This is a genomic window from Paraburkholderia ferrariae NBRC 106233 (assembly GCF_000685035.1).
GTDB lineage: Bacteria > Pseudomonadota > Gammaproteobacteria > Burkholderiales > Burkholderiaceae > Paraburkholderia > Paraburkholderia ferrariae.
Window position 1 is genome coordinate 1 of the sequence record NZ_BAYB01000040.1, and the last position, 24,018, is coordinate 24,018.

Genomic DNA, 24,018 nt, shown 5'->3' on the forward strand with positions numbered 1-24,018 from the left:
CCCGCTTCGCAGTGCAAGCCGATTGAGTACCCGAAGCCGGACGGCAAGCTCACGTTCGACCGTCTTTCTTCGGTGTTCATTTCCAATACGAACCACGAGGAAAACCAGCCGGCGCACCTGACGCTGAAGGACCCCACGGTGCCGGTGGACGTGAACCTGCGCACCTATGCGGGCCCGGAAGGGCGTTTCTGCCCGGCGGCGGTGTACGAGTTCGTGAAGAACGACGACGGCAGCGACCGGCTGCAGATCAACGCGCAGAACTGCGTGCACTGCAAGACCTGCGACATCAAGGACCCGACGCAGAACATCGTGTGGGTCACGCCCGAAGGCGGCGGTGGGCCGAATTATCCGAACATGTAAGATCGGCAACACATAAAAAAACCGCTTCAAACGAAGCGGTTTTTTCTTTGTTGCGTCTACAACCGATTCGCAGACCGATTCGCAGACCGATCAGAGATCGCTGGCCGCAATCTTCGGTGTGCCGACCACCACATCGCCGCACTGCGCGCGATGGCGCAGCGCGTGATCGATCAGCACCAGCGCGAGCATGGCCTCGGCGATCGGCGTCGCGCGGATGCCCACGCACGGATCGTGGCGCCCGAAGGTCTCCACCGTCGCCGGCACGCCGGCCTTGTCGATCGAGCGGCGCGGCGTGCGGATGCTCGAGGTCGGCTTGATGGCGATCGACACGGTAATGTCCTGCCCCGTCGAAATGCCGCCGAGCACGCCGCCCGCATGATTGCCGTGGAAGCCGTTCGGCGTGAGTTCGTCGCCGTGCACCGAGCCGCGCTGCGCGATGCTCGCGAAGCCCGCCCCGATCTCGACGCCCTTCACCGCATTGATGCCCATCATGGCGTGCGCGATGTCGGCATCGAGGCGGTCGAAGAGCGGCTCGCCCCAGCCCACCGGCACGCCCGACGCCACCACGTTGATGCGCGCGCCGATCGAATCGCCGTCCTTGCGCAGCGCGTCCATGTAGGCTTCGAGTTGCGGGACGATCTGCGCATTCGGCGCAAAGAACGGGTTGGCGGGCACGTGCTGCCAGTCCACGAAAGGCACGTCGATTTCGCCGAGCGCCGCCATGTAGCCGCGCACCTCCACGCCAAAGCGCTCGCGCAGCCACTTCTTCGCCACGGCGCCGGCCGCGACGGTAGGCGCCGTGAGGCGCGCCGACGAACGCCCGCCGCCGCGATAGTCGCGGATGCCGTACTTCTGCCAGTAGGTATAGTCGGCATGGCCCGGGCGGAAGGTCTCGACGATGTTGCCGTAGTCCTTGCTGCGCTGGTCGGTGTTGCGGATCAGGAGCGCGATGGGCGTGCCGGTGGTCGTGCCTTCGAACACCCCCGAGAGAATCTCGACCTTGTCCTCTTCCTGGCGCTGCGTGACGTGGCGCGACGTGCCGGGGCGGCGGCGGTCCAGCTCGAGCTGGATGTCGGCTTCCGCGAGCGCCATGCCCGGCGGGCAGCCGTCGATGACGCAGCCGATGGCCGGCCCGTGGGATTCGCCGAAGGTGGTGACGGTGAAAAGCGTACCGAGCGTGTTGCCGGACATGGCGGTCGTCCAAAGTGAATCGGGGAATTCTCCATTATGCCAGCCCGCGCGGGCCGTCGCCCCGGTGCCGGATCGAGCGGGCGCCCCCTGCGCCCCAACCCCGGCGCCCCACCCCCGTTTCAGCGCCGCGCGCCGCGCAGCGCGGCAACCGCGGCCTGCAACCCGTCGAGCGTCGCCTCGCCGGGCGCGAACGGCTCGCCCACCGCGAGCGTGAGCCGGTTCGTCAGGCCGCGCCGCCGGTTCTCCTGAGGCCGGCCCGAATCCGCCCCGCGCGAAAACATGCTGCCCCACAGCCCGCGCAGCGCCATCGGCACGACGGTCACGGGCGAGCGGCGCAGTATCTCGATCACGCCATGGCGGAACGGATTGATGTCGCCGGTGCGCGTGAGCTTGCCCTCGGGAAAAATGCACACGAGATCGCCCTCGGTCAGCGCCTCGGCGCAGGCGTCGTAGGCGGCTTCGAGCATGCCGGGGTCCTCGTGCGCGGGGGCGACCGGAATCGCCTTCGCGTGGCGGAACACCCAGCCGAAAAGCGGATGCCGGAAGATGCGGTAATCCATCACGAAGCGGATCGGCCGCGGGCTTTCGGCCATGACGACGATCGCATCGACGTAGCTCACGTGATTGCAGACCAGCACGGCCGGCCCTTCGGCCGGAATGCGTTCGACGTTCAGGAGCTTGATCCGGTACACGGTGCGGATGAGCACCCAGGCGAGAAAGCGCAGCAGGAACTCCGGCACGAGCGCGTAGATGTAGCCCGCCACCACGATGTTGAGCAGCGCGGTCGTGAGGAAGATGCCCGGAATGCCCACGCCCGCCTTGCTGAGCGCCATGGCCATCAGCGCGGAAACGATCATGAAGAACGCGTTGAGAATGTTGTTCGCGGCGATGATGCGCGCGCGATGGCTCGGCTCGCTGCGGCTCTGGATCAGCGCATAGAGCGGCACGCTGTAGAAGCCGCCGAACATCGCGAGCAGGAACAGGTCCGCCAGCACGCGCCAGTGCGCGCCCACGCGCAGGAACTCGCCCACCGTGAGCAGATGCGAAGCGGCGGGCACGGCGTGGCTCGCGAAGAACAGGTCGATGCCGAACACGCTCATGCCGATCGAGCCGAGCGGCACGAGCCCGATCTCGATGCGCCGCCGCGAGAGCCGCTCGCACAGCAGCGAGCCGATGCCGATGCCGAGCGAGAACATGGCGAGCAGCACGGTGACGACGTCGGGGTCGGCCGAAAGCACGTCTTTCGCGAAGTTGAAAAACGAGGCGAGGAAGGTCGCGCCCACGAACCACAGCCACGAGATGCCGAGCAGGCTCAGAAACACCGTGCGGTTGCCGCGCGCGAGGCGCAGGTTGCGCCAGGTTTCGGAAAACGGATTCCAGTTGATGGCGAGGCCGGGCTGAGAAGGCGCGCAAGGCGGCACGAACGCCGAGGCCACGCGCCCGACAAGCGCGACAGTCACGCAGATGCCGCCGAGCCACACCGCGCCGGCCGGCGCGCCGCCCGCCTGCGCGGCGCGGGCGACACCCGCAGCGTCTGCAACGCCGCTCGCACCGAGGCCGGCCGCCACGCCGCCCAGTATCGTCCCCACGAGGATCGCAACGAAGGTGCCCATCTCCACGAGCCCGTTGCCGCCGACGAGCTCGTCGGCGCGCAGCTTCTGCGGCAGATAGGCGTATTTCACCGGCCCGAACACGGCCGAATGCACGCCCATCAGAAACGTGCAGGTATAGAGCAGCATCACGCTGTGCAGCCCGAAACCCGCGGCGCCGATCAGCATCACCGCGATCTCGAAGGTCTTGACCCAGCGCATGAGCGTGGCCTTGTCGTACTTGTCGGCGACCTGGCCCGAGGTGGCGGAAAAAAGCACGAACGGCGCGATGAAGATGGCCGAGATGAGGAACGCAACGGTCTTCGGATCGACGCCCGAAAAACGCGCGGCCTGGTACGTGACGAGCGACGTGAAGCCGATCTTGAACACGTTGTCGTTCATCGCGCCGAGAAACTGCGTCCAGAAAAACGGCGCGAAGCGGCGCTCGCCGAGGAGCGCGAACTGCGAATGCGAGGCGTGGCCGTCGTGCTCGCGCGAAGCGTGTTCAACGGCGGGGATCGGGCGATCGTTCATCGGAGGGAATGAAATCGGGCAGGCAGTGCGGAAGTCCGCGCAAACCAGGCAAGCCAGACGCGAAAAAGCGCGCCGGACGCGCGCTTTTTCAGACTGGAGGAAAGACGGCTCAACGCGCCGGCTGACGGTCCTCTTCGGGCCAGTCGCGAATATAGGCCTTGAGCAGACGGTTTTCGAAGCCCTGCTCTTCCACCACGGCCTTCGCGACGTCGTAGAACGAGATCACGCCCATCAGCGCGCGGCTCTCCATCACCGGCAGATAACGCACGTGGTGCTCGAGCATCATGCGGCGCACCTCGTTGACATCCGTTTCGGGCGTGCAGGTGATGGGGTGGTCGTCCATGACCTTGCGGATCGTCGAAGTGCCGACGTTGCCGCCGTTCTTGCGCAGCGTGAGGATGACTTCGCGAAACGTCAGCATGCCGACGAGGTCGCCGTACTCCATCACGACGAGCGAGCCGATGTCGTGCTCGGCCATGGTATTGACGGCGTCCTGCAGTGCCGTGTCGGGCGTGACGGTGAAGAGCACGTTGCCCTTGACCTTGAGAATGTCGCTCACGCGCATGATGTGTCTCCTGAAATGCCGCGTCGTATGGGGGGAGATGCTGGAAAGATGCCTACCTGTTTTCGATCCTAGCGGAAAGGTCACCAAAAAGAAAGCAACCCGGGGAAAGCAACCAGGGAAAGCAGGGATCAAGTCCCGCCGCGCGCCGAAAAGCCGCGCCGCACGGGCATCCGGCACGAAAAACCGCTCTGACGGAGCGCCGGGCGCAGCGGCCCTGTCCGGCCGGATAAGGCGGCCGGGCGCACGGGTGCTTTCGCAGGCGGCAGGCGCTGTTATACGATTGCCCCCACTCCAGATATGACGCCGGTTCGGCACCGGCGCCGCCGCCACCATGCCAGACACCCGATTCGACACGCTCGCGCTGCACGCCGGCGCGGCCCCCGACCCCGCTACGGGCGCCCGGGCGACGCCGATCTACCAGACCACCTCGTTCAGCTTCCGCGATACCGACCACGCCGCCGCGCTCTTCAACATGGAGCGCGCCGGCCACGTCTATTCGCGCATCTCGAACCCCACGGTGGCCGTCTTCGAGGAACGCGTCGCGGCGCTCGAAAGCGGCGCGGGCGCGATCGGCACCGCGAGCGGCCAGGCGGCGCTGCATCTGGCCATCGCCACGCTGATGGGGGCGGGCTCGCATATCGTCGCCTCGGCGGCGCTCTACGGCGGCTCGCACAACCTGCTGCACTACACGCTGCGGCGCTTCGGCATCGAAACGACCTTCGTGAAACCGTGCGACCTCGACGCCTGGCGCGCCGCGCTGCGGCCGAACACGCGGCTGTTGTTCGGCGAAACGCTCGGCAACCCGGGGCTCGACGTGCTCGATATCGCCGCCGTCGCGCAGATCGCGCACGCGCACAAGGTGCCGCTCCTCGTCGATTCGACCTTCACCACGCCCTACCTGCTGCGTCCGTTCGAGCACGGCGCGGACTTCGTCTATCACTCGGCGACGAAATTCCTCGGCGGCCATGGCACGACCATCGGCGGCGTGCTGGTGGACGGCGGCACGTTCGATTTCGACGCGTCGGGGCGCTTTCCCGAGTTCACGGAACCTTACGCGGGCTTTCACGGCATGGTTTTCGCCGAGGAGAGCACGGTCGCGCCCTTCCTGCTGCGGGCGCGCCGCGAGGGGCTGCGCGACTTCGGCGCGTGCCTGCATCCGCAGGCCGCGTGGCAGCTTCTGCAGGGCATCGAAACGCTGCCGCTGCGCATGGAACGGCATATCGCGAATACGCGGCGCGTGGTGGCGTTTCTGGTGGCCAGCGAGGCGGTGGAGTCGGTCGCGTATCCCGAACTGCCGGACCATCCCGATCACGCGCTCGCGCAACGGCTTCTGCCGCGCGGCGCCGGCGCCGTGTTCAGCTTCAACCTGAAGGGCGGCCGCGAGGCCGGCAAGCGCTTCATCGAATCGCTCGCGCTGTTCTCGCATCTCGCGAACGTGGGCGACGCGCGCTCGCTCGTGATCCACCCCGCCTCCACCACGCATTTCCGCATGGACGCGGCCGCGCTGGCCGCCGCCGGCATCGCGGAAGGGACGATCCGGCTGTCCATCGGCCTCGAAGACCCGGACGATCTCATCGACGATCTCAAGCGCGCGCTGAAGGTGTCACAAAAGGTGTCGCAGCAGGCGCCCGCCACGCAGGCGAAGGCAGCCGGCAAGGAGGCGTCATGATCGTCGAGGTGCAAGGCAAGGCGGCCTATGCCTATACCGGCGGCCGGCCGTTCGATCCGGCGCTGCCCGTGGCCGTGTTCGTGCATGGCGCGGAGCACGATCACAGCGTGTGGGGCCTGCAGTCGCGCTACTTCGCCCATCACGGCTTCAGCGTGCTCGCCGTCGATCTGCCCGGCCACATGCGCAGCGCCGGCCCCGCGCTCGCGAGCATCGGCGCGCTCGCCGACTGGCTCGCGGCGCTCCTCGATGCGCTGCACGTGCCGGCGGCCTTCGTTGCCGGGCACAGCATGGGCTCGCTGGTCGCGCTCGAATTCGCGGCGCGCCATCCGGAGCGCGCGCGGTGCATTGCGCTGCTCGCCACGGCGTTTCCGATGGCGGTCTCGCCGGCGCTGCTCGAAGCCGCCCGCGAGCGCGAACCGGAAGCCATTGCGATGGTGAACCAGTGGTCGCATTCCACGCTTGCGGCGAAGCCGTCGAGCCCCGGCCCCGGCTTCTGGCTGCGCGGCACGAACCAGCGGCTCATGGAGCGGGTGTCGGCCCGCGGCGCGCCGCAACTGTTCCACACCGATTTCGCGGCGTGCAACGACTACGCGGACGGCCTCGCGAGCGCGGCGAAGGTGCGCTGCCCCGTGCGGCTCGTCGTGGGCCAGCGCGACGCGATGACGCCGCCGCGCGCCGCGCGCGCGCTTGCCGATGCGCTGGGCGCGGCGGATGTGAGCGTGGATACGGTGACGCTCGACGCGGGCCACGCGCTGATGACCGAGCAACCGGACGCGACGCTCGACGCGCTGTACGCGTTCGCGAAGGCGCGCTAGCGCGCCGCTGCGGGGGCTCGGGACCGCCCCCGTCCGGCCGCGCCGGATGTCCGGAAACCGGGTTGCGCCGCCTGGCGGATCGCTGGAGAATGGGGTTGTCCACGGACCCGGGCACGGTGTCCGGACAGCGCGCGAGGCAGGCTGTCGCGCAAAAGGGGGAGACAATGAACCACACCACCCACACCGGGCACTTCGCGAATTTCGCGGAGTTCTACCCGTTCTATCTGAGCGAGCACGCGAACCGCACGTCGCGGCGGCTGCATTTCATCGGGTCGCTGGGCGTGATCGGCTGCATCGCCATGGCGATTGCCACCGGCGACTGGCTGTGGCTGCCGGCCGCCATCGTCTGCGGCTACGGGTTTGCCTGGATCGGCCATTTCGCGTTCGAGAAGAACCGGCCCGCCACCTTCCGCCATCCCATCTACAGCCTGATGGGCGACTGGGTGATGTTCTCCGATATTTGCCGCGGGAAGATTTCGCTCTAGCTGCGCGGGCCGTCCAAGGTCGGCCGCTCGCGTCGCGCGCCCGAGGCCCCAGGAAGGCGCCAGGCCCTGGGCCTCAAGCCGACAGATGCGGCAGCGGCGCGTGCGACTGCGCCGCGTCCTCGGCGGCAGCCGCGTGAGCGCGCCGCGCGGCCAGCAGCGTGGCCAGCGAAACGCCCAGCTTCTCGTTGTCGAGCGCGCTGAGCAGCGTATCCGCATCGATCCCGCTCGACTTCACCTGCAACTGATACGCCAGTTCCTTGCGGTCGATCACGAAGCGCCCGAACAAGCTCGCCACCGTGATCCGCGCCGGGTTCGCGACCAGCAGGAAACGCGGCTTCGCGCCGTCGCTTTCGAGGCGCGCCACCAGTTCGTCGTCCTCCATGTCGTTCGTGAGCCGCGTGACGGTCGCGAGATCGCGTCTGAGCAATTGCGCAAGCTCCTCCGCCGTCAAACCCGGCTGGCCCGCATCGCGCGCGTCGGCCAGCCGCGCAAGCAGTTCGAGCGCATCGAGCAGGTCGCTGCCCGGAAAGCGCGGCCGGTCGAAGCGCCCCGTGCGTATCTCCGGCAACGCCGAGGTGATCATCGCGCCCATGAGCGTGATGATCCAGCTCAGATACATCCACAGCAGGAACATCGGCGCAGCCGCGAACGCGCCGTACACGGCGGTATAGGTGGGAATGCGCCGCACGTAGTAGCCAAAGCCGCGCTTGGCCAGTTCGAAGGCGACGGCCGCGGCAATCCCGCCCACCACGGCGTCGCGCCATTGCACGCGGCAGTTCGGCAGATACACGTAGAGCATCGTGAACGCGAGCGCGGTGAGCGGTAGCGTGGCGCCCACGAGCGCCCAGTCGAACACCATCGAAACGTGCTGCTCCGTGGCGAGCGCGAGCGAGCGTGTAAAGAGATACGACGAAATCGACAGGCTCACGCCAATCAGGATCGGCCCGAGCGTGAGGATCGCCCAGTACACCAGCACGCGCTGCGCGAAGGGCCGCGGCTTGCGCACGCGCCAGATCACGTTGAACGAGGATTCGACGGTCATCATCGTCATCACCGAGGTGACGAACAGCACGATCATGCCCATCGTAGTGAGGCCCTTGGCCTTCGACGCGAACTGGTTGAGATACTTGAAAATCTGGCTGTTGATCTGCGCCGGCATCAGGTGATCGGCGAGAAAGCCCTGCAGCGAGTTCTGGAACGAGGCGAAGATCGGGAACGCCGTGAAGAGCGCGAACGCCACCGTCGCGAGCGGCACGAGCGAGAGCATCGTGGTGAACGTGAGGCTGCCCGCCACCTGCGGAATGCGGTCCTCGCGGCTGCGCCGCGCGGCGAAGCGCGCAAGACGCCGGACCCCGTCCAGATCGAAACGAACCCTCGACAACACGTCCATCAGCCTGCCTTCCCGAAACGATGCGCCGCGTGAACCAACAGGCGCGGCCAACCCAGCCCCTATAATATCCCGTCCACCGACGAGGTCCGATGAAACCCATTCTTGTGCTCTATTACAGCCGGCACGGCGCGACGCTCGAACTCGCGCGCGCCATTGCCCAGGGCATCGACAGCGTCCCCGGCGCCGAGGCGCGCGTGCGCACCGTGCCGGCGGTCTCGGCCGTCTGCGAGGCCACCCAGCCCGACATTCCCGACGACGGACCGCCCTACGCCGAACCGCGCGACCTCGAAGAATGCGCGGGCCTCGCGCTCGGCTCGCCCACGCGCTTCGGCAACATGGCGGCGCCGCTCAAATACTTTCTCGACGGCACCACGCCGCAATGGCTCTCGGGCGCGCTCGCGGGTAAGCCGGCCTGCGTGTTCACCTCGACCGGCAGCCTGCACGGCGGCCAGGAAAGCACCCTGCTCTCGATGATGCTGCCGCTCCTGCATCACGGCATGCTGCTCGTCGGCATCCCCTATACCGAAACCGCGCTCTCCACCACGCAAGGCGGCGGCACGCCCTACGGCGCATCGCATCACGCGCGCGCGGATGGCCGCGGGCACGGGCTCGTCGCCGAGGAAAAGGCGCTTGCGTTCGCGCTGGGCGCGCGGCTCGCGCGCGCGGCGCTCGCGCTGACCGGGCGGCCGTGAACGCACCCCGGCCCGCTTCGCCGCCGCCCGTCACCGGCAATCGCGCGGCCGCGCTCGGCGCTTTCGTCACGCTCGCCGCGCTCGCGCTCTTCTGCCTCGCCTGGGAATGGCGGCTCGCGCCGCTGCGGCCGGGCGGCAGTGCGCTCGTGCTCAAGGCGCTGCCGCTCGCCATCGCGCTGCCGGGCGTGCTGCGCCGCCGCATCTATACGCTGCAATGGGCGTCGATGCTCGTGCTGCTGTATTTCGCCGAAGGCATCGTGCGTGGCATGAGCGACCCGGCGCCGGAAAACCGGCTAGGCTGGATCGAAGTCGTGCTCGCGCTGGGTTTCTTTGCCTGCGCGCTCGCGTACGTCGCGCCGTTCAAGCGTGCGGCGCGGCGTGCGAAGCGCGAGGCGGCATGAAGCAGGCGACAAAGCTGCCAATGAAGCAACCCATGCAGCGGCACATCGAGCGCCCCGCAGCACCCGAGCGCGCCTGAAAGCGCATCGGCACGGCGCCTGCCTGCCCGCCGGCGCCCCGCTTGCCAGCGCACCGTGTCACACTGATTCTTTCTCCCAACCGATAGTTGCCAGCCCGCGATTCGCGCGCCGCCCCGCGCCCGCGGATAGCCCCAAAGATCATGAGCCAGGCCCGCCCCGATACCCGTTCCGCCTTCCTCGCCGCCTGCGCCGAAGCCATCGGCGCCCAACATGTGCTGACCGACGCGCACGACACCGCCCCCTACGTGGCCGACTGGCGCAAGCGCTACCAGGGTGCCGCGTGCGCCGTGCTCTGCCCGGCCGACACCGCCGGGGTGGCCGCCGTCGTGAAGCTCGCGCACGCCCATCGGGTAGCGCTCGTGCCGCAAGGCGGCAACACCGGCCTTGCGGGCGGCGCGACGCCCGACGCTTCGGGCGAGCAAGCCGTGCTGAGCCTGCGCCGCCTGAACCGCGTGCGCGAGATCGATGCGCACAACAACACCATCACGGCGGAAGCCGGCGTGATACTCGCCGAAGTCCAGGCGCGCGCGGCCGATGCGGGACGTCTCTTCCCGCTCTCGCTCGCCGCCGAGGGCAGTTGCACACTCGGCGGCAATCTTTCGACCAACGCGGGCGGCACCGCCGTCCTGCGCTACGGCAATACGCGCGAGCTCTGCCTCGGCCTCGAAGTCGTCACGCCGCAAGGCGAGGTTTGGGACGGGCTGCGCGGACTGCGCAAGGACAACACGGGCTACGACCTGCGCGATCTCTTCATCGGCGCGGAAGGCACGCTTGGCGTGATTACGGCCGCGGTCATGAAGCTGCATCCGCAGCCGGCCGCGCGCGTCACCGCGCTGGCGGCGCTCGGCTCGGCGCATGCCGCGCTCGATTTCCTCGCGCTCGCGCAGCGCTATGCGGGGCCGCTCCTCACCGGCTTCGAACTGATGTCGGACTTCTGCATGCAGCTCGTCGGCCGGCATTTCCCGCAGTTGCGCTACCCGTTCCAGACGCGCCATGCGCAAGTCGTGCTGCTCGAACTCTCGGACAACGAAAGCGAAGAACACGCACGCGCGCTCTTCGAGCGTCTCATGGAAGCGGCGCTCGACGAAGGGCTCGTGGAAGACGCCGTGGTGGCCGAAAGCCTCGCGCAGTCGCAGGCGTTCTGGCATATCCGCGAGCACATTCCGCTCGCCCAGGCGCAGGAAGGGCTGAACGTGAAGCACGATATCGGCGTGCCGATCTCGCGCATCGGCCATTTCATCGAGGAGACCGATGCCGGAATCGCCCGCGCCGTGCCGGGTGCGCGCATGGTCACCTTCGGCCATCTGGGCGACGGCAATCTGCACTACAACGTGCAGGCCCCCGAAGGCGGCGACCCGAAACGTTTCCTTGCGGAAAACGAGAAAACCTTGAACCGCATCGTGTACGACAGCGTGCATCGGCATCGCGGCACGATCAGCGCGGAGCACGGCCTCGGGCAATTGAAGGTGGAGGAAGCGGCGCACTACAAGAGCGCCGTCGAGCTGAAGCTGATGCACGCGATCAAGGCCGCGCTCGATCCGCTCAATCTGATGAATCCGGGCAAGGTGCTGCGCTAAGGCGCCACCCGGCATCGACAGGAGACCCCAGCGTGAAAATCCGCGTGCTGTCCGATCTGCATCTGGAAAACGACGAGCCGGACACGATCCCGCACGCCGATGCCGATCTCGTCGTGCTGGCAGGCGACATCCACAACCATGCGCTCGGTCTGCGCTGGGCGGCGCAAACCTTCGATCCGCAGGTGCCGGTGGTTTATGTGCCGGGCAATCACGAGTACTACGACGGCGAGTTCGGCGCGCTCGAAGCCGCGATGCACGACGCGGCCTCCACGCTCGACAACGTGCACTTCCTGAACAACGCAGTCCTGACCGACGAGGCGGGACGCTGGCGCGTGCTCGGCACGACGCTCTGGGCGGACTTCGCGCTCTTCGGCGCCGACGATTCAGCCCGCGGCGATGCCATCGCCGCGGCCGAGCGCGTGATGCTCGATTTTCGCGGCCTGATCCAGGTCTCGTGGCCCGACAGCCCCGCCGCGCTCGCGCGGGACTTCACGCCGCAGGATTCGCTCGCGCTTCACGCCCACGCACTGGCCTGGCTGAAAACGGAACTGGCGAAGCCCTTCGCGGGCAAGACGATCGTCGTCACGCATCACGCGCCGCACCGGCTGAGCCTCGCGGCACGCTATGCGAACGACCTGGCATCAGGAGGCTTCGTGAGCGATCTGGATGCGCTCGTGCGGCCGCCCGTGGCGCTCTGGCTGCACGGGCACACGCATACGAGCTTCGATTACACCGTCAACGGCACGCGCGTGGTGTGCAATCCGCGCGGCTACCGCGACCGGCGCACCGGCGTGCCGGAGAACGGGGCGTTTGCGTGGGACAAGGTGGTGGAGGTGGCGGAACCTGGGGATTGAGGCGGCAGCGGGCTCAACCCAGCCCGCCGCGCGAGCGACCGGCGGCGCCGTTCTCGCGCTGCACGCGCAGCGACACCGGCTGAAGCTGCGCGCGGCGCATGCGCAGCAGGTCGCGCGATGCCGCGATGCCGATCAGGCCCATCATCACGGCGATGCCGATCATCAGATGCGTATCCATGGAAATCCTCGGGGTCTGGCGAATTGAACGTTAGCAAAAGTGTTTCGCTACGTTAGCAAAGCGCCGCGCGCCGAGGCGTAAGGAAGTGTTGCGATCCGCCGCAGGTGTAACAGCCTGTCACAACCCGCTGCGGCCCGAGACGCCGGCTGAGGTTCAGCCCGACGTGCAGCCCGAGGTGTCGCCTCAGGTCCGCGCGAACTGGCGCAACTCGGCCTGGTCGGTGGCGAACGTGGCCGGCAAGGTCTCGCGCAGCAGTTCGATCCACGTGCGGATCTTCGCATCGAGATACTGGCGCGACGGATACATCGCGTAGAGGTTCATCTCCTGCGAACGGTATTCGGGCAGGATCCACACGAGCTCGCCGCTGCGCAGCCCGCTGATGGCCGAATAGATCGGCAGGAGCCCGATCCCCATGCCCTCGCGGATGGCCACCGCCAGCGCCTCCGCCACGTTGACCTGAAACGTCGCAGCGCCGAGGTCGACGTTCTGCTCGCCTTCCGGCCCGGTAAAGCGCCATTGCGCCGTGGGGAACACCGGCGTCACCATCTGCAGGCACGCGTGCGCCTCGAGATCCGCGGGCTTTTGCGGCACGCCGCGCCGCTCCAGATAGGCGGGCGAAGCACAGGCAATGCTGAACGTGCTCGCAATGCGCTGCGAGACGAAGCCCGAGTCGGGCAGATCGGTCGCGAGCATGAGGGCGATGTCGTAGCCTTCGTCGAGCAGATCCGGCATGCGCTGGGCGGCCAGCGTGAGTTCGACGCTCACCTCCGGATAAAGCTGCTGATAGCGCCCCACCGCCGGCACCACATAGTGCTGGCCGAAGCTCGTCATCGAATAGACCTTGAGCTTGCCCGAGGGCCGCGCGTGCGCGTCGCCGGCCTCGGCTTCCGCCTGGTCCACATACGCGAGGATCTGCTCGCAGCGCTGCAGGTAGCGCTCGCCGGCCTCGGTCAGCGCGATGCGGCGCGTCGTGCGGTTCAAAAGACGCGTGCGCAGATGCGCCTCCAGATCCGAGACGGCCCGCGAAGCGTAAGCCGTCGTCGTATTCAGGTGCTGCGCGGCGCCCGTGAAGCTCCCCGCTTCGACCACCCGCACGAATACCCGCATGTTTTGGAGCGTATCCATAGCCTTCCTCGTGATGTCGGAGGCATTGTTACATATTTTGCAAGATCGATTATCACAGAATCCGTAAAAATCCCTTGCATCCTTACCGGTTATTCAGGAATCGATCGAAAAATATAATGCCTGACATTAATCTATAGCCAGGAAAAGGAGTAAATCGTGCAGTCTCCGGTACCGAAAGGACTCGCCGCGCTCACGGTTCTTACGTTCTCGTTGATAATCGCGGGCTGCGCCAGTACCGGAGGGGTTGCACCGCAAGACAAGCAGGCCGACGCCGCCCGGCTCGACGCCGGATCGGCCATCCGCGCGGCCAATACGGACGCGCAGTGGCCCGCCAGCGACTGGTGGAAAAGCTACAACGATGCGCAGCTCGACGCGTGGATCGACGCCGCGATCGCGGGCAATCCGTCGCTCGCGGCCGCGCAGGCGCGCGTGCGCGAAGCGCGCTCGATGGCGGGCGTGGCCGAGGCCGGGCTGCTGCCGCAGGTGAGCGGCAACCTGTCGGTCCAGCGCCAGCACTGGTCCGACAACGTGTATTACGGCCCGGGGCCGCTCGCCGGCGCCGACACCTGGAACAACACGGCCTCGCTCGGCCTCTCGTACCACCTCGACCTCTGGGGCCAGGACAAGAACAACGCCGAACGCGCGCTCGACCTCGCACACGCCAGCGCCGCCGACGCGCGCGCCGCGCAGCTCGAACTCGAAGTGAACGTCACGCGCGCCTATATCGCGCTTTCGATGAACTACGCGCTGCTCGACATCGCGAAGCAGACGCTCGCCGAACAGCAGAAGGTACTCGCGCTTGCCCAGCGGCGCCTCGCGGGCGGCCTCGGCACGCAGCTCGACGTGAGCCAGGCGCAAACGCCGCTGCCCGAATACGAGCGCCAGATCGACGCGCTCGAAGAGGAAATCGCACTCGGCAAGAATCAGCTCGCCGCGCTCGCGGGCAAGGGCCCGGGCGCCGGCGAAGCGATCGCGCGGCCCGCGCTCTCGCTCGCGAGCCCGGCCGGCCTGCCCTCGGCGCTGCCCGCCGAGCTGATCGGCCATCGCCCCGACGTCGTCGCGGCGCGCTGGACCGTGGCCGCGCAGGCCCGCGGTATCGACGTGGCCAGGGCCGACTTCTATCCGAACGTAAACCTGCTCGTTTCGATGGGCGGCTACGCGGCCGCGGGACCGCTCTTCCAGTTCCTCAAGTCGATGAGCGGCAGCTATAACGCGGGCCCCGCCCTCTCGCTGCCGATCTTCGACGGCGGCCGCCTGCGCTCGCAGCTCGGCGCGCAGTCGGCGGCCTACGACATCGCCGTCGATCAGTACAACCAGACGATCGTCACCGCGCTCAAGGAAATCGCCGACGAAGTCGTGCGCATGCGCTCGCTCGCCACCCAGGAGGACGATGCGCACCGCTCGGTGGCAGTGGCGCAGCGCAACTTCGATCTGTCCGAGGAAGGCTACCGGCGCGGCCTCACCGACTACGTGAACGTGCTGATCGCGCAGACGCAACTGCTGCGCGCGCAGGAAGGCGTCGCGCGCATCCAGGCCGCGCGCCTCACCGCGCAGGCGACGCTCGCGGCCGCGCTCGGCGGCGGCGCGATCGATGCGGCGGACCCTGCCGTCGCGACGCCCACCGACGCCGAGCAACTGCCCGCCCACGGCAAGAAGACCCGCGACATCCCGCTCGCGCCCGCCGCGCTGCTCGCGCCCCGCTCCGCCGCCTCGGCCAGCGCCAACGCGCAGCCCGCAAGCGGGGACCGCGCGGCTGGCGCGCTCAACTAACGCTAAACCAAGGCAGCGGCCATGCAAGCCCCCTCCTCTCCCACGCAGCCGGGCAGCCAGCGCCTCCTCGCCTGGTTCGCGGCGCTCTCCGACTGGGCGCGCACGGACGGCCTCGTCTGGATCTATCTCTTCAAGGCCATCGCCGCGGCGCTCCTCGCGCTCGGCGTGGCGATGAAGCTCGACCTGCCGCAGCCGCGCACGGCCATGACCACGGTTTTCATCGTCATGCAGCCGCAAAGCGGGCCGGTGTTCGCCAAGAGCTTCTACCGGCTCTGCGGCACGCTGGTCGGCCTCGTCGTGATGCTCGCGCTGATCGGCCTGTTCGCCCAGCAGCCCGAACTTTTCATCGCCTCCACGGCGCTGTGGGTCGGCATCTGCACCGCGGGCGCGGCGCGCAACCGCAACTTCCGCTCGTACGGCTTCGTGCTCGCGGGCTATACGGCCGCGCTGATCGGCATTCCGGCCTCGCAGCATCCGGACGGCGCGTTCATGTCGGCCATGACGCGCGTGTGCGAAATCTCGATCGGCATTCTGGCCTCGGGCTTCGTGAGCGCCGTGGTGTTTCCGCAGTACACGGGCGAGCTGCTGCGCGCGAGCGTGCGGCGGCGCTTCTCGTCGTTCGTCGATTACATTTCGGCGTCGCTCGCAGGCAACGTCGATCGTTCGCAGATCGAATCAACCAATGCGCGCTTCGTGGCCGACGTCGTCGGACTGGAGGCGAGCCGCAGCATGGCCGTGTTCGAAACGCCCGACGCCCGCATGCGCTCGGCGCGCATCGCGCGCCTGAACACCGAGTTCATGAGCGCCTCCACCCGCTTTCACGCGCTGCACCAGTTGATGAACCGGCTGCGCCACGACGGCGCCTCGGCCACGGTCGATGCCCTTGAGCCGTACTTCCGCGAGATCGCCCCGCTCTTCGCCAAGGCCGGCGAGCCGGTGCTCACGGCGGCCGACGCGGCGCACGTGGCGAGCCAGCTCGACGCCTACCGCGCGACGCTGCCCGCGCGCGTGCGCGAAACCCGCGCCGGGCTCGAAGCACGACTCGCGCAAACCGGCGCGGCCGAAAGCGCCGCGAACCTGCTCGACTTCGACACCGCAACGGAGCTCTTCTACCGCTTCGTGCACGAGATGCACGAGTACACGGCCACCTACGCGTCGCTCGCCGTCGATACGCACTCGCGCGAAAAATGGCTGGCGCGCTACGTGCCGAAAACGAGCTGGATCGCGGCAGGGGTCGCGGGCCTGCGCGCGGCGACCGTCATGGGGCTGCTCGGCGCATTCTGGATCGCGACGGCGTGGCCGAGCGGCGCAACCCTCGTGCTCACCGCCGCGGCCACCTGCGCGCTCGCGTCGTCCGCGCCGCAGCCCGCGCGCATGTCGAGCCAGATGGCGGTCGGCACGATCCTCGCGTCGCTCGTGGGCATGGTCCTCGTGTTCGGCGTGTTTCCGCACATCGACGGCTTTCCGATGCTGTGCGTCGCGCTCGCGCCGGCGCTCGCGTTCGGCGTGTTCCTCACGACGCGCCCGCAGTACGCGGGCTACGGCATGGGCTACTGCATTTTCCTGTGTTTCCTCGCCGGCCCGGACAACGTCATGCAGTACAACCCGGACAGCTACATGAACGACGCGCTCGCGCTCGCGATGTCGATGATCGCCACGGCCGCAGCGTTCGCCGTGTTCCTGCCGACCTCCGCGAAGTGGCTGCGCACGCTGCTGCTGGCCGAGCTGCGCGGCGCGGCCGTGCAGGCGTGCCGCGCGCGCCTTGCGGGTTTGCGCAACCGCTTCGAGAGCGGCGCGCGCGACCTCGTGTTCCAGTTGAGCGCGCTGGCCGGCAACGATCAGGCCTTGCGCCGCGACACGCTGCGCTGGCTCTTTTCCACGCTCGAAGTCGGCAATGCGGCCATCGACCTGCGCCACGAACTCGCCGCGCTGCCCGCGCACCCGCGCTATGCGAAGAGCACGGCGTGGCGCGCGGCGATCGACGCCGCGCTCAAGTCCGTGAGCGCCCTGTTCGAGCGCCCGGCCGCGAAGCGCTACGCAGCGGCGCTCGCCGCCACAGGCGCCGCGATCGAAGCGGCCCAGGGCATGCTGCAGTTCGACGCGACGCGCGAAGAGCGCCATCGGCTCCAGCGCATCCTGAGCCATCTGCATTTCATCCGCACCGCGCTCATCGACCCGCAGTCGCCGCTCGCGGCCTGTGCGGACCCCGAGGGCGCGCATCCGGGCGCCGTGCCCGCAACCTGAGGAGCTCACCATGCCTCGTGACGTCGCGTTCCTCGACGCCTACATTCCCGCGATCGTGCTGCTCTTCATCCTGAGCGCCGCGATCACCTGGGTGCTCGACTCGCTGCTCGCCCGCACGGGCCTGTACCGCGTGGTGTGGCACCCCTCGCTCTTCCGCGTGAGCCTGCTCGTGATCGTGAGCTGCGCGCTCGGACTCGCTGTTTATCGTTGATACCGACGGATATCGCTCGCTATCGTTGAACCGGATTCGAAGAATCATGACACTCCGAAACATCATTGGCTTTATCGCAACGGCCCTCATCTTCGTCGCCGCCATTGCGGCCGGGCGCGTGCTCTGGGTCCACTACATGGACGAGCCGTGGACGCGCGACGGCCGCGTGCGCGCCGACGTGGTCAACATCGCCGCCGACGTCTCGGGCGCCGTGGTCGATCTGCCCGTGCACGACAACCAGTTCGTGCACAAGGGCGACCTGCTCATGCAGATCGACCCGTCGCATTACCAGATCGCCGTGGAGCAGGCCCAGGCCGCCGTGGCCGCGCGCAAGGCCGAGCTCACCATGCGCCTTGACGACGCGAAGCGCCGCGCCGACATGGACAGCCTCGTCGTCTCGCAGGAAAGCCGCGAAAACGCCTCGCATACGGCAAATTCCGCCCAGGCGCAGTACGAGCAGGCGCTCGCCGCGCTCGACGCCGCGAAGCTCAACCTCGAACGCACGCGCGTGATCTCGCCCGTGGACGGCTACGTGACGAACCTGCAGGTGTTCAAGGGCGACTACGCGACTGGCGGCCAGGCCAAGCTCGCCGTGGTGGACAGCCACTCGTTCTGGGTCTACGGCTACTTCGAGGAAACCAAGCTGCCGCGCGTGAAGATCGGCAACAAGGCCGAGATCAAGCTGATGAGCGGCGGCACGCTGGAAGGCCACGTGGAGAGCATTTCGCGCGGCATCTACGACCGCGACAACCCGCAAAGCCGCGAACTCCTCGCCGACGTGAACCCCACCTTCAACTGGGTGCGCCTCGCGCAGCGCGTGCCGGTGCGCATCCATATCGACAAGGTGCCCGACGACATGATCCTCTCCGCCGGCACGACCTGCACCGTGGTGGTGAAGCCCGGGGCCTGAGCGCGCCGCGAACCGCGAGCCGCCCTGCGCGCGCCTCCCTGCGAAACCTCCCCGAAAAGCCGGTACCGCAGCCGGCGCCACACAGCAGCGGCGCAAAGCGCGGCATCATGGAGAACCCGCGTTGTCCGCGTCCATTGCGCTGCACTATGCTGCGGGGTCCGGCCCCACACCGCCGACCGCCAGGGAGGAACGCCATCATGAGCCGTTACCGCGACTTTCACCGCGAATCGATCGCCCACCCCGAGGACTTCTGGCGCCGCGAGGCCGCGCGCATCCACTGGGAAACGCCGTTCGACGCCGTGCTCGACCGTTCGAACCCGCCGTTCGCGCGCTGGTTCTGCGGCGGCCGCACGAATCTGTGCTTCAACGCGGTGGACCGCCATCTCGCCTCGCGCGCCGCCCAGAATGCGCTCGTCTATGTCTCGACCGAAACCGGCATCGAGCGCCGCTACACCTACGCCGACCTCCATGCCGAAGTGAACCGCATGGCCGCCGTGATGCAGTCGCTCGGCGTCACGCGCGGCGCGCGCGTGCTGATCTATCTGCCGATGATTCCCGAGGCCGTGTTCGCGATGCTCGCCTGCGCGCGGCTCGGCGCGATCCATTCGGTGGTGTTCGGCGGCTTTGCCGCGCCCTCGCTCGCCGCGCGCATCGACGACGCGAAGCCCGTGCTGATCGTGAGCGCCGACGCGGGCGCGCGCGGCGGCAAGGTGATCGACTACGCGCCGCTCGTGGACGAAGCCATGGCGCGCGCGCAGCACGCGCCGCCGCACGTGCTGCTGATCGACCGGCAACTCGCGCCCACCCGCCTGAAGGCGAACTACATCGTCGATTACGAGCCGCTGCGCGAACAGCACTACGAGGCGCAGGTGCCCTGCGTGTGGCTCGAATCGAACGAGCCCTCGTACATCCTCTACACCTCCGGCACGACCGGCAAACCCAAAGGCGTGCTGCGCGACGTGGGTGGCTACGCCGTGGCGCTCGCCGCTTCGATGGAATACATCTTCGAGGGCCGCGCGGGCGACACGATGTTCACGGCCTCGGATATCGGCTGGGTGGTGGGCCACAGCTACATCATCTACGCCCCGCTTCTCGCGGGCATGACGACCGTGATGTACGAAGGCACGCCCATACGCCCGGACGGCGGCATCTGGTGGCGCCTCGTCGAGCAGTTCGGCATCAACCTGATGTTCACCGCGCCCACCGCGATCCGCGTGCTCAAGAAGCAGGACCCGGCGCTGCTGCGCTCGGCCGATCTGTCGAGCCTGCGCACGCTGTTTCTCGCGGGCGAGCCGCTCGACGAACCCACGGCCGCGTGGATTTCGCAGGCGCTCGGCAAGCCGGTGGTCGATAACTACTGGCAGACCGAAACCGGCTGGCCGATGCTCGCGATCCAGCGCGGCGTGGAGGCCCTGCCGCAGAAGCTCGGCTCGCCCGGCGTGCCGGTGTACGGCTACGACCTGAAGCTGCGCAGCGAACATACGGGCGAGCTGTGTGCGGCGGGCGAAAAAGGCGTGATCACGCTCGGCTACCCGTTGCCGCCGGGCTGCATGCAGACGGTATGGGGCGACGACGCGCGCTTCGTGAAGACCTACTGGGAGAGCGTGCCCGGCCACGAGGTGTACTCGACCTTCGACTGGGGCGTGCAGGACGCCGAGGGCTACGTGACGATTCTCGGCCGCACCGACGACGTCATCAACGTCGCGGGCCACCGGCTCGGCACGCGCGAGATCGAAGAGGCGATCTCCTCGCATGCGGCGGTGGCGGAAGTGGCCGTGGTGGGGGTCAACGACGCGGTGAAGGGCCAGGCCGCGCTGGCGTTCGTCGTGTTGCGCGATGCAGCGAGCGCCGCCGACCCGCAAGCGGCGCAGACCCTCGAAGCGGCGATTGCGGCGACCGTTGACCGCCAGCTTGGCGCGATCGCGCGGCCCGCGCGCGTGCATTTTGTCGCGCTCCTGCCGAAAACGCGCTCGGGCAAGCTGCTGCGGCGCGCGATTGCGGCGCTCGCCGAGGGGCGCGATCCGGGCGATCTGCCGACGATCGAAGATCCGTCGGCGCTCCAGCAGGTGCGCGACGCCGTGGCCGGCGCGTCTTAACGCGCTAACGCGCGGCCGCGGCGTAGGCGGCGAGGAAACGCCTGAGCACGCCGGTCGAATACGTGCCGGCGATATCGGTGAGGAAGCTGGTGAACGAGGTGCTCGCGTGTTCGTCCGCGGTATCGGAAATGGTGCGCACCACGGCGCACGGCACGCCGTATTCGTGGCACAGCTGCGCGATGGCCGCGCCTTCCATCTCCACCGCCAATGCATCCGGCAGCGCGGCGCGCAAGGCGCCCACGGCCTGCGCGCTCGCCACGAACTGATCGCCGCTGATGACCAGCCCGCGATGCACGCGCGGCAGATGCCCGGTCTGAAACCGTCCGGCCAGCGCAGCGCCCTCTTCGGCGACGAAACGCTCGCACGCATCGGCCAGCGCGGCGGAAAGCGCGCGGTCGGCGTCGAAGCGCGCACGGCCGAGCAAGGGAATCTCGAAGCGCGGAAAGAGCGGCTCGGCATTCATGTCGTGCTGGAGCAGCGTCTCGCCCACCACGATGTCGCCCACCCGCACCGCCGGCCCGACGCCGCCCGCCACGCCGGTGAACACGAGCGCCTCCACGTCGAACGCGTGCATCAGCGCACTCGCGGTGGCGGCTGCCGCCACCTTGCCGATGCGCGCCAGCGTCACGACGCAGGGCACGCCGTGCACGGTGCCGGCGTGATAGTCGCGCTGGCCCAACGTGCGCGTGGCAACGCCGGATTCGGCGCGCATCGTCGCGAGCAGGTCGCCGAGTTCCTCAGGCAGCGCGGCGAGCACGCCGAGCGGACGCGAAGGGTTCATCGCTGAAATCTTCCGTGTGGGTTTCAGAAGCCGGTTTCAAGGACCGCAAACGCTACGCAGGCCGCGCTCATTCCACCGCTTGCAGCTTGGCCACCGCGAGCGCCAGCCACTTCTCGCCGTGACGCTTGAAGCGGACCTGGGCCTTCGCATCGGCGCCGCTGCCTTCCAGCGCCGTGACCGTGCCTTCGCCGAATTTCGTGTGGAACACCTGCTGCCCCACGCGAAAGCCCGCGTCGGCCGCGCGCTGCTCGTTCGCAAACGAAGGCAGCGGCGCCGTATCGGCAACATAGGCGTCGCGGCCGCCCGCGCTTCTGCCGCCCTCGGCGCCCGAGCGCCCGAACCAGTCGCGGCCCCAGCCCGCGTTGTCGGAGCGCCCGCCCCAGCGCGCGCCGGCCTCGACCTTCGGCGTGAGCCACTTGAGCGTTTCCTGCGGCAGTTCGTCGAAAAAGCGCGAGCGCACGTTGTAGCGCGTCTGGCCATGCAGCAGGCGGCTCTGCGCGAACGACAGATAGAGCCGCTCCTTCGCGCGCGTGATCGCCACGTACATGAGGCGGCGCTCTTCTTCGAGGCCGTCGGCCTCCATCGCGCTGTTCTCGTGCGGGAACAGGCCCTCTTCGAGCCCGGTGATGAACACCGCCGTGAATTCGAGGCCCTTGGCCGCATGCACCGTCATGAGCTGCACCGCGTCCTGGCCTGCCTGCGCCTGGTTGTCGCCGGCTTCGAGCGACGCGTGCGAGAGGAAGCCCGCCAGCGGCGTCATCACGTCGGGGTTCTGCGCGGGGTCCGTGAGCGCGGGCGCGTCGAGCACCTGCACTTCGCCGTCGTCCGAGACGATCTCGGGCGCAGCCGTTGCGCCCCGGCGCAGCGGAATCGAGCGCGCGGGCGTGTCGAGCCCGTAGCCCTCCTCGCTCACGAACGCCGTGGCCGCGTTGACGAGTTCCTGCAGGTTCTCCAGCCGGTCCTGGCCTTCGCGCTCGTTCTGGTAGAAGTCGGCGAGGCCGCTCATGCGCACCGTGTACTCCACCGTCTCGGGCAGGCTCAGGTGCGCCGTCTCCGCGCGCATCTTCGCGATCAGGTTCGCGAACGACGCGAGGCTCGAACCGGCCTTGCCCGTCACGTAGGGGATCGCGGCCGCCATCGAGCAGTTGTAGAGCCGCGCCGCGTCGGCCAGCTGCTCGATCGAGCGCGCGCCGATGCCGCGCGTGGGGAAATTCACCACGCGCGCGAAGGCGGTGTCGTCGCTCGGGTTGTCGATGAGGCGCAGATACGCGAGCGCATGCTTCACTTCCTGGCGCTCGAAAAAGCGCAGGCCGCCATACACCTTGTAGGGCACGCCCGCGTTCACGAGCGTGTGCTCGATGGTGCGCGACTGGGCGTTGCTGCGGTAGAGCACCGCAATCTCGTTGCGCGCGAGGCCCTGATTGATGAGCGCGCGGATCTCCTCGATGATCCAGCCCGCCTCCTGCGAATCGGTCGCGGCTTCGTAGACGCGCACCGGTTCGCCGTGGCCCGCGTCGGTGCGCAGGTTCTTGCCGAGGCGGCGCGAGTTGTGCGCGATCAGGTGGTTCGCCGCGTCGAGAATATGGCCGTGCGAGCGGTAGTTCTGCTCGAGCTTGATCATGTGCTTCACGCGGAACTCGTTCTCGAAGTCGCGCATGTTGCCCACGTTCGCGCCGCGGAACGCGTAGATCGACTGGTCGTCGTCGCCCACGGCGAAGATCGCGTTGTTCGCGCCCGCCAGCAGCTTCAGCCAGGCGTACTGCAGCTTGTTGGTGTCCTGGAACTCGTCCACGAGGATGTCGCGAAAGCGCGCCTGATAGTGCGCGCGCAGCGGCGGATTGTGCGCGAGCAGTTCGTAGCAGCGCAGCAGCAGCTCCGCGAAATCGACCACGCCCTCGCGCTGGCACTGCTGGTCGTAGGCCTCGTAGAGCTCGACGAACCGGCGGTTGAAGTCGTCGGTCACGTCCACGTCCTTCGGCCGCAGGCCCTGCTCCTTCGCGTTGTTGATGAAGTACTGCAGGTTCTTCGGCGGATACTTCTCGTCGTCGACGTTCAGGCCCTTCATCAGGCGCTTGATCGCCGAAAGCTGGTCGGCCGTATCGAGGATCTGGAAGGTCTGCGGCAGGCCCGCGTCGCGGTAATGGGCGCGCAGCATGCGATTGCACAGGCCGTGGAAAGTGCCGATCCACATGCCGCGCGTGTCGATGGGCAACAGCGCCTGCAGGCGCCCCACCATTTCGCGTGCGGCCTTGTTCGTGAAGGTCACGGCGAGAATCGTCATCGGCGAGGCGAGGCCCTGCTGGATCAGCCATGCGATGCGCGTGATCAGCACGCGCGTCTTGCCGCTGCCGGCGCCGGCCAGGATGAGCGCCGGTTCGTTCGGCAACGTGACGGCGGCGTGTTGTTCGGGATTCAGGTTCGCGAGCAGGTCGGGCATGGGGTGCGCAGGTATCAGGGAGGCGGGATGCGCGCGGCAAGGCGCGCCGGTGCGGGACCGACCGCC

Annotated in this window: 21 protein-coding genes; 13 read left to right on the forward strand and 8 right to left on the reverse strand. The window is 68.2% G+C overall.

What is annotated here, in order from left to right:
- Positions 1-360: 4Fe-4S dicluster domain-containing protein (locus BFE01S_RS40925; RefSeq protein WP_042339199.1), on the forward strand; the 360-nt coding region annotated here is incomplete at its 5' end.
- A gap of 90 nt (positions 361-450) precedes the next feature.
- On the opposite strand, the gene aroC is transcribed toward BFE01S_RS40925, so the two are convergent.
- The 3 genes from aroC to BFE01S_RS31430 all read right to left on the reverse strand — a co-directional run bounded on the left by aroC (position 451) and on the right by BFE01S_RS31430 (position 4,239).
- The gene (aroC, locus tag BFE01S_RS31420; protein WP_028228919.1) at positions 451-1,551 is read right to left on the reverse strand and encodes a chorismate synthase; all 1,101 of its coding nucleotides are present in this window, start codon (positions 1,549-1,551) and stop codon (positions 451-453) included.
- 119 nt (positions 1,552-1,670) lie between these two features.
- On the reverse strand, positions 1,671-3,674 hold the full coding sequence (locus tag BFE01S_RS31425) for an MFS transporter (RefSeq protein ID WP_028228920.1): 2,004 nt from the start codon (positions 3,672-3,674) through the stop codon (positions 1,671-1,673).
- A 109-nt stretch (positions 3,675-3,783) separates the two neighbouring features.
- Complete coding sequence (locus BFE01S_RS31430; RefSeq protein ID WP_028228921.1) at positions 3,784-4,239, reverse strand: CBS domain-containing protein; 456 nt, start codon at positions 4,237-4,239, stop codon at positions 3,784-3,786.
- A 331-nt stretch (positions 4,240-4,570) separates the two neighbouring features.
- On the opposite strand from BFE01S_RS31430, the gene BFE01S_RS31435 reads away from it, so the two are divergent.
- The 3 genes from BFE01S_RS31435 to BFE01S_RS31445 all read left to right on the forward strand — a co-directional run bounded on the left by BFE01S_RS31435 (position 4,571) and on the right by BFE01S_RS31445 (position 7,208).
- Positions 4,571-5,908, forward strand: a complete 1,338-nt coding sequence (locus BFE01S_RS31435; protein WP_028228922.1) for an O-acetylhomoserine aminocarboxypropyltransferase — start codon at positions 4,571-4,573, stop codon at positions 5,906-5,908.
- Entirely contained in the window at positions 5,905-6,723 is an 819-nt protein-coding gene (locus tag BFE01S_RS31440; RefSeq protein WP_028228923.1) for an alpha/beta fold hydrolase, read from the forward strand. The genes BFE01S_RS31435 and BFE01S_RS31440 overlap by 4 nt, the downstream gene beginning before the upstream one ends.
- A 164-nt stretch (positions 6,724-6,887) precedes the next feature.
- On the forward strand, positions 6,888-7,208 hold the full coding sequence (locus BFE01S_RS31445; RefSeq protein ID WP_028228924.1) for an Mpo1-like protein: 321 nt from the start codon (positions 6,888-6,890) through the stop codon (positions 7,206-7,208).
- Positions 7,209-7,281: 73 nt separating this feature from the next.
- Here BFE01S_RS31445 and BFE01S_RS31450 read toward each other — a convergent pair whose 3' ends face one another.
- Positions 7,282-8,598, reverse strand: coding sequence for a YihY family inner membrane protein (locus tag BFE01S_RS31450; RefSeq protein WP_174464475.1), 1,317 nt, complete (start codon positions 8,596-8,598; stop codon positions 7,282-7,284).
- Positions 8,599-8,687: 89 nt separating this feature from the next.
- Here BFE01S_RS31450 and wrbA point away from each other — a divergent pair, with 89 nt between their 5' ends.
- The 4 genes from wrbA to BFE01S_RS31470 all read left to right on the forward strand — a co-directional run bounded on the left by wrbA (position 8,688) and on the right by BFE01S_RS31470 (position 12,200).
- Positions 8,688-9,290, forward strand: a complete 603-nt coding sequence (wrbA, locus tag BFE01S_RS31455; RefSeq protein WP_028228926.1) for an NAD(P)H:quinone oxidoreductase — start codon at positions 8,688-8,690, stop codon at positions 9,288-9,290.
- The gene (locus tag BFE01S_RS40930; RefSeq protein WP_042339203.1) at positions 9,287-9,691 is read left to right on the forward strand and encodes a DUF2069 domain-containing protein; all 405 of its coding nucleotides are present in this window, start codon (positions 9,287-9,289) and stop codon (positions 9,689-9,691) included. Before wrbA ends, BFE01S_RS40930 begins: the two co-directional genes overlap by 4 nt.
- A gap of 218 nt (positions 9,692-9,909) precedes the next feature.
- Complete coding sequence (locus BFE01S_RS31465) at positions 9,910-11,346, forward strand: FAD-binding oxidoreductase (RefSeq protein WP_028228927.1); 1,437 nt, start codon at positions 9,910-9,912, stop codon at positions 11,344-11,346.
- Between the two features lie 32 nt (positions 11,347-11,378).
- Positions 11,379-12,200 carry a metallophosphoesterase gene (locus BFE01S_RS31470; protein ID WP_028228928.1) on the forward strand — a complete coding sequence of 274 codons (822 nt, stop codon included), beginning with the start codon at positions 11,379-11,381 and terminating at the stop codon, positions 12,198-12,200.
- A 13-nt stretch (positions 12,201-12,213) separates the two neighbouring features.
- Here the strand turns inward: BFE01S_RS31470 and BFE01S_RS45205 are convergent, their stop codons facing one another.
- Both BFE01S_RS45205 and BFE01S_RS31480 read right to left on the reverse strand, forming a co-directional pair.
- Positions 12,214-12,378, reverse strand: a complete 165-nt coding sequence (locus BFE01S_RS45205) for a hypothetical protein (RefSeq protein WP_169742685.1) — start codon at positions 12,376-12,378, stop codon at positions 12,214-12,216.
- 183 nt (positions 12,379-12,561) lie between these two features.
- Positions 12,562-13,503 carry a LysR family transcriptional regulator gene (locus BFE01S_RS31480; RefSeq protein WP_028228929.1) on the reverse strand — a complete coding sequence of 314 codons (942 nt, stop codon included), beginning with the start codon at positions 13,501-13,503 and terminating at the stop codon, positions 12,562-12,564.
- A 156-nt stretch (positions 13,504-13,659) separates the two neighbouring features.
- On the opposite strand from BFE01S_RS31480, the gene BFE01S_RS31485 reads away from it, so the two are divergent.
- From BFE01S_RS31485 to BFE01S_RS31505, 5 genes are all read left to right on the forward strand, one after another.
- Positions 13,660-15,273, forward strand: coding sequence for an efflux transporter outer membrane subunit (locus tag BFE01S_RS31485; RefSeq protein WP_028228930.1), 1,614 nt, complete (start codon positions 13,660-13,662; stop codon positions 15,271-15,273).
- 21 nt (positions 15,274-15,294) lie between these two features.
- Positions 15,295-17,517 (forward strand): FUSC family protein, encoded by a 2,223-nt coding sequence (locus tag BFE01S_RS40935; protein WP_042339205.1) that lies wholly within the window; start codon positions 15,295-15,297, stop codon positions 17,515-17,517.
- A gap of 10 nt (positions 17,518-17,527) precedes the next feature.
- Positions 17,528-17,728, forward strand: coding sequence for a DUF1656 domain-containing protein (locus tag BFE01S_RS31495; protein WP_028228931.1), 201 nt, complete (start codon positions 17,528-17,530; stop codon positions 17,726-17,728).
- Positions 17,729-17,774: 46 nt separating this feature from the next.
- A complete protein-coding gene (locus BFE01S_RS31500; RefSeq protein WP_028228932.1) occupies positions 17,775-18,638 on the forward strand; it encodes an efflux RND transporter periplasmic adaptor subunit in 864 nt (287 codons plus the stop codon).
- Positions 18,639-18,835: 197 nt separating this feature from the next.
- Positions 18,836-20,734 (forward strand): propionate--CoA ligase, encoded by a 1,899-nt coding sequence (locus BFE01S_RS31505; protein ID WP_028228933.1) that lies wholly within the window; start codon positions 18,836-18,838, stop codon positions 20,732-20,734.
- Positions 20,735-20,738: 4 nt separating this feature from the next.
- Here BFE01S_RS31505 and BFE01S_RS31510 read toward each other — a convergent pair whose 3' ends face one another.
- Together BFE01S_RS31510 and BFE01S_RS31515 are read right to left on the reverse strand one after the other, a co-directional pair.
- Entirely contained in the window at positions 20,739-21,515 is a 777-nt protein-coding gene (locus BFE01S_RS31510) for a 5'-methylthioadenosine/adenosylhomocysteine nucleosidase (RefSeq protein ID WP_156967224.1), read from the reverse strand.
- Positions 21,516-21,582: 67 nt separating this feature from the next.
- Positions 21,583-23,952 (reverse strand): UvrD-helicase domain-containing protein, encoded by a 2,370-nt coding sequence (locus BFE01S_RS31515; RefSeq protein WP_028228935.1) that lies wholly within the window; start codon positions 23,950-23,952, stop codon positions 21,583-21,585.
- Positions 23,953-24,018 lie beyond the last annotated feature (66 nt).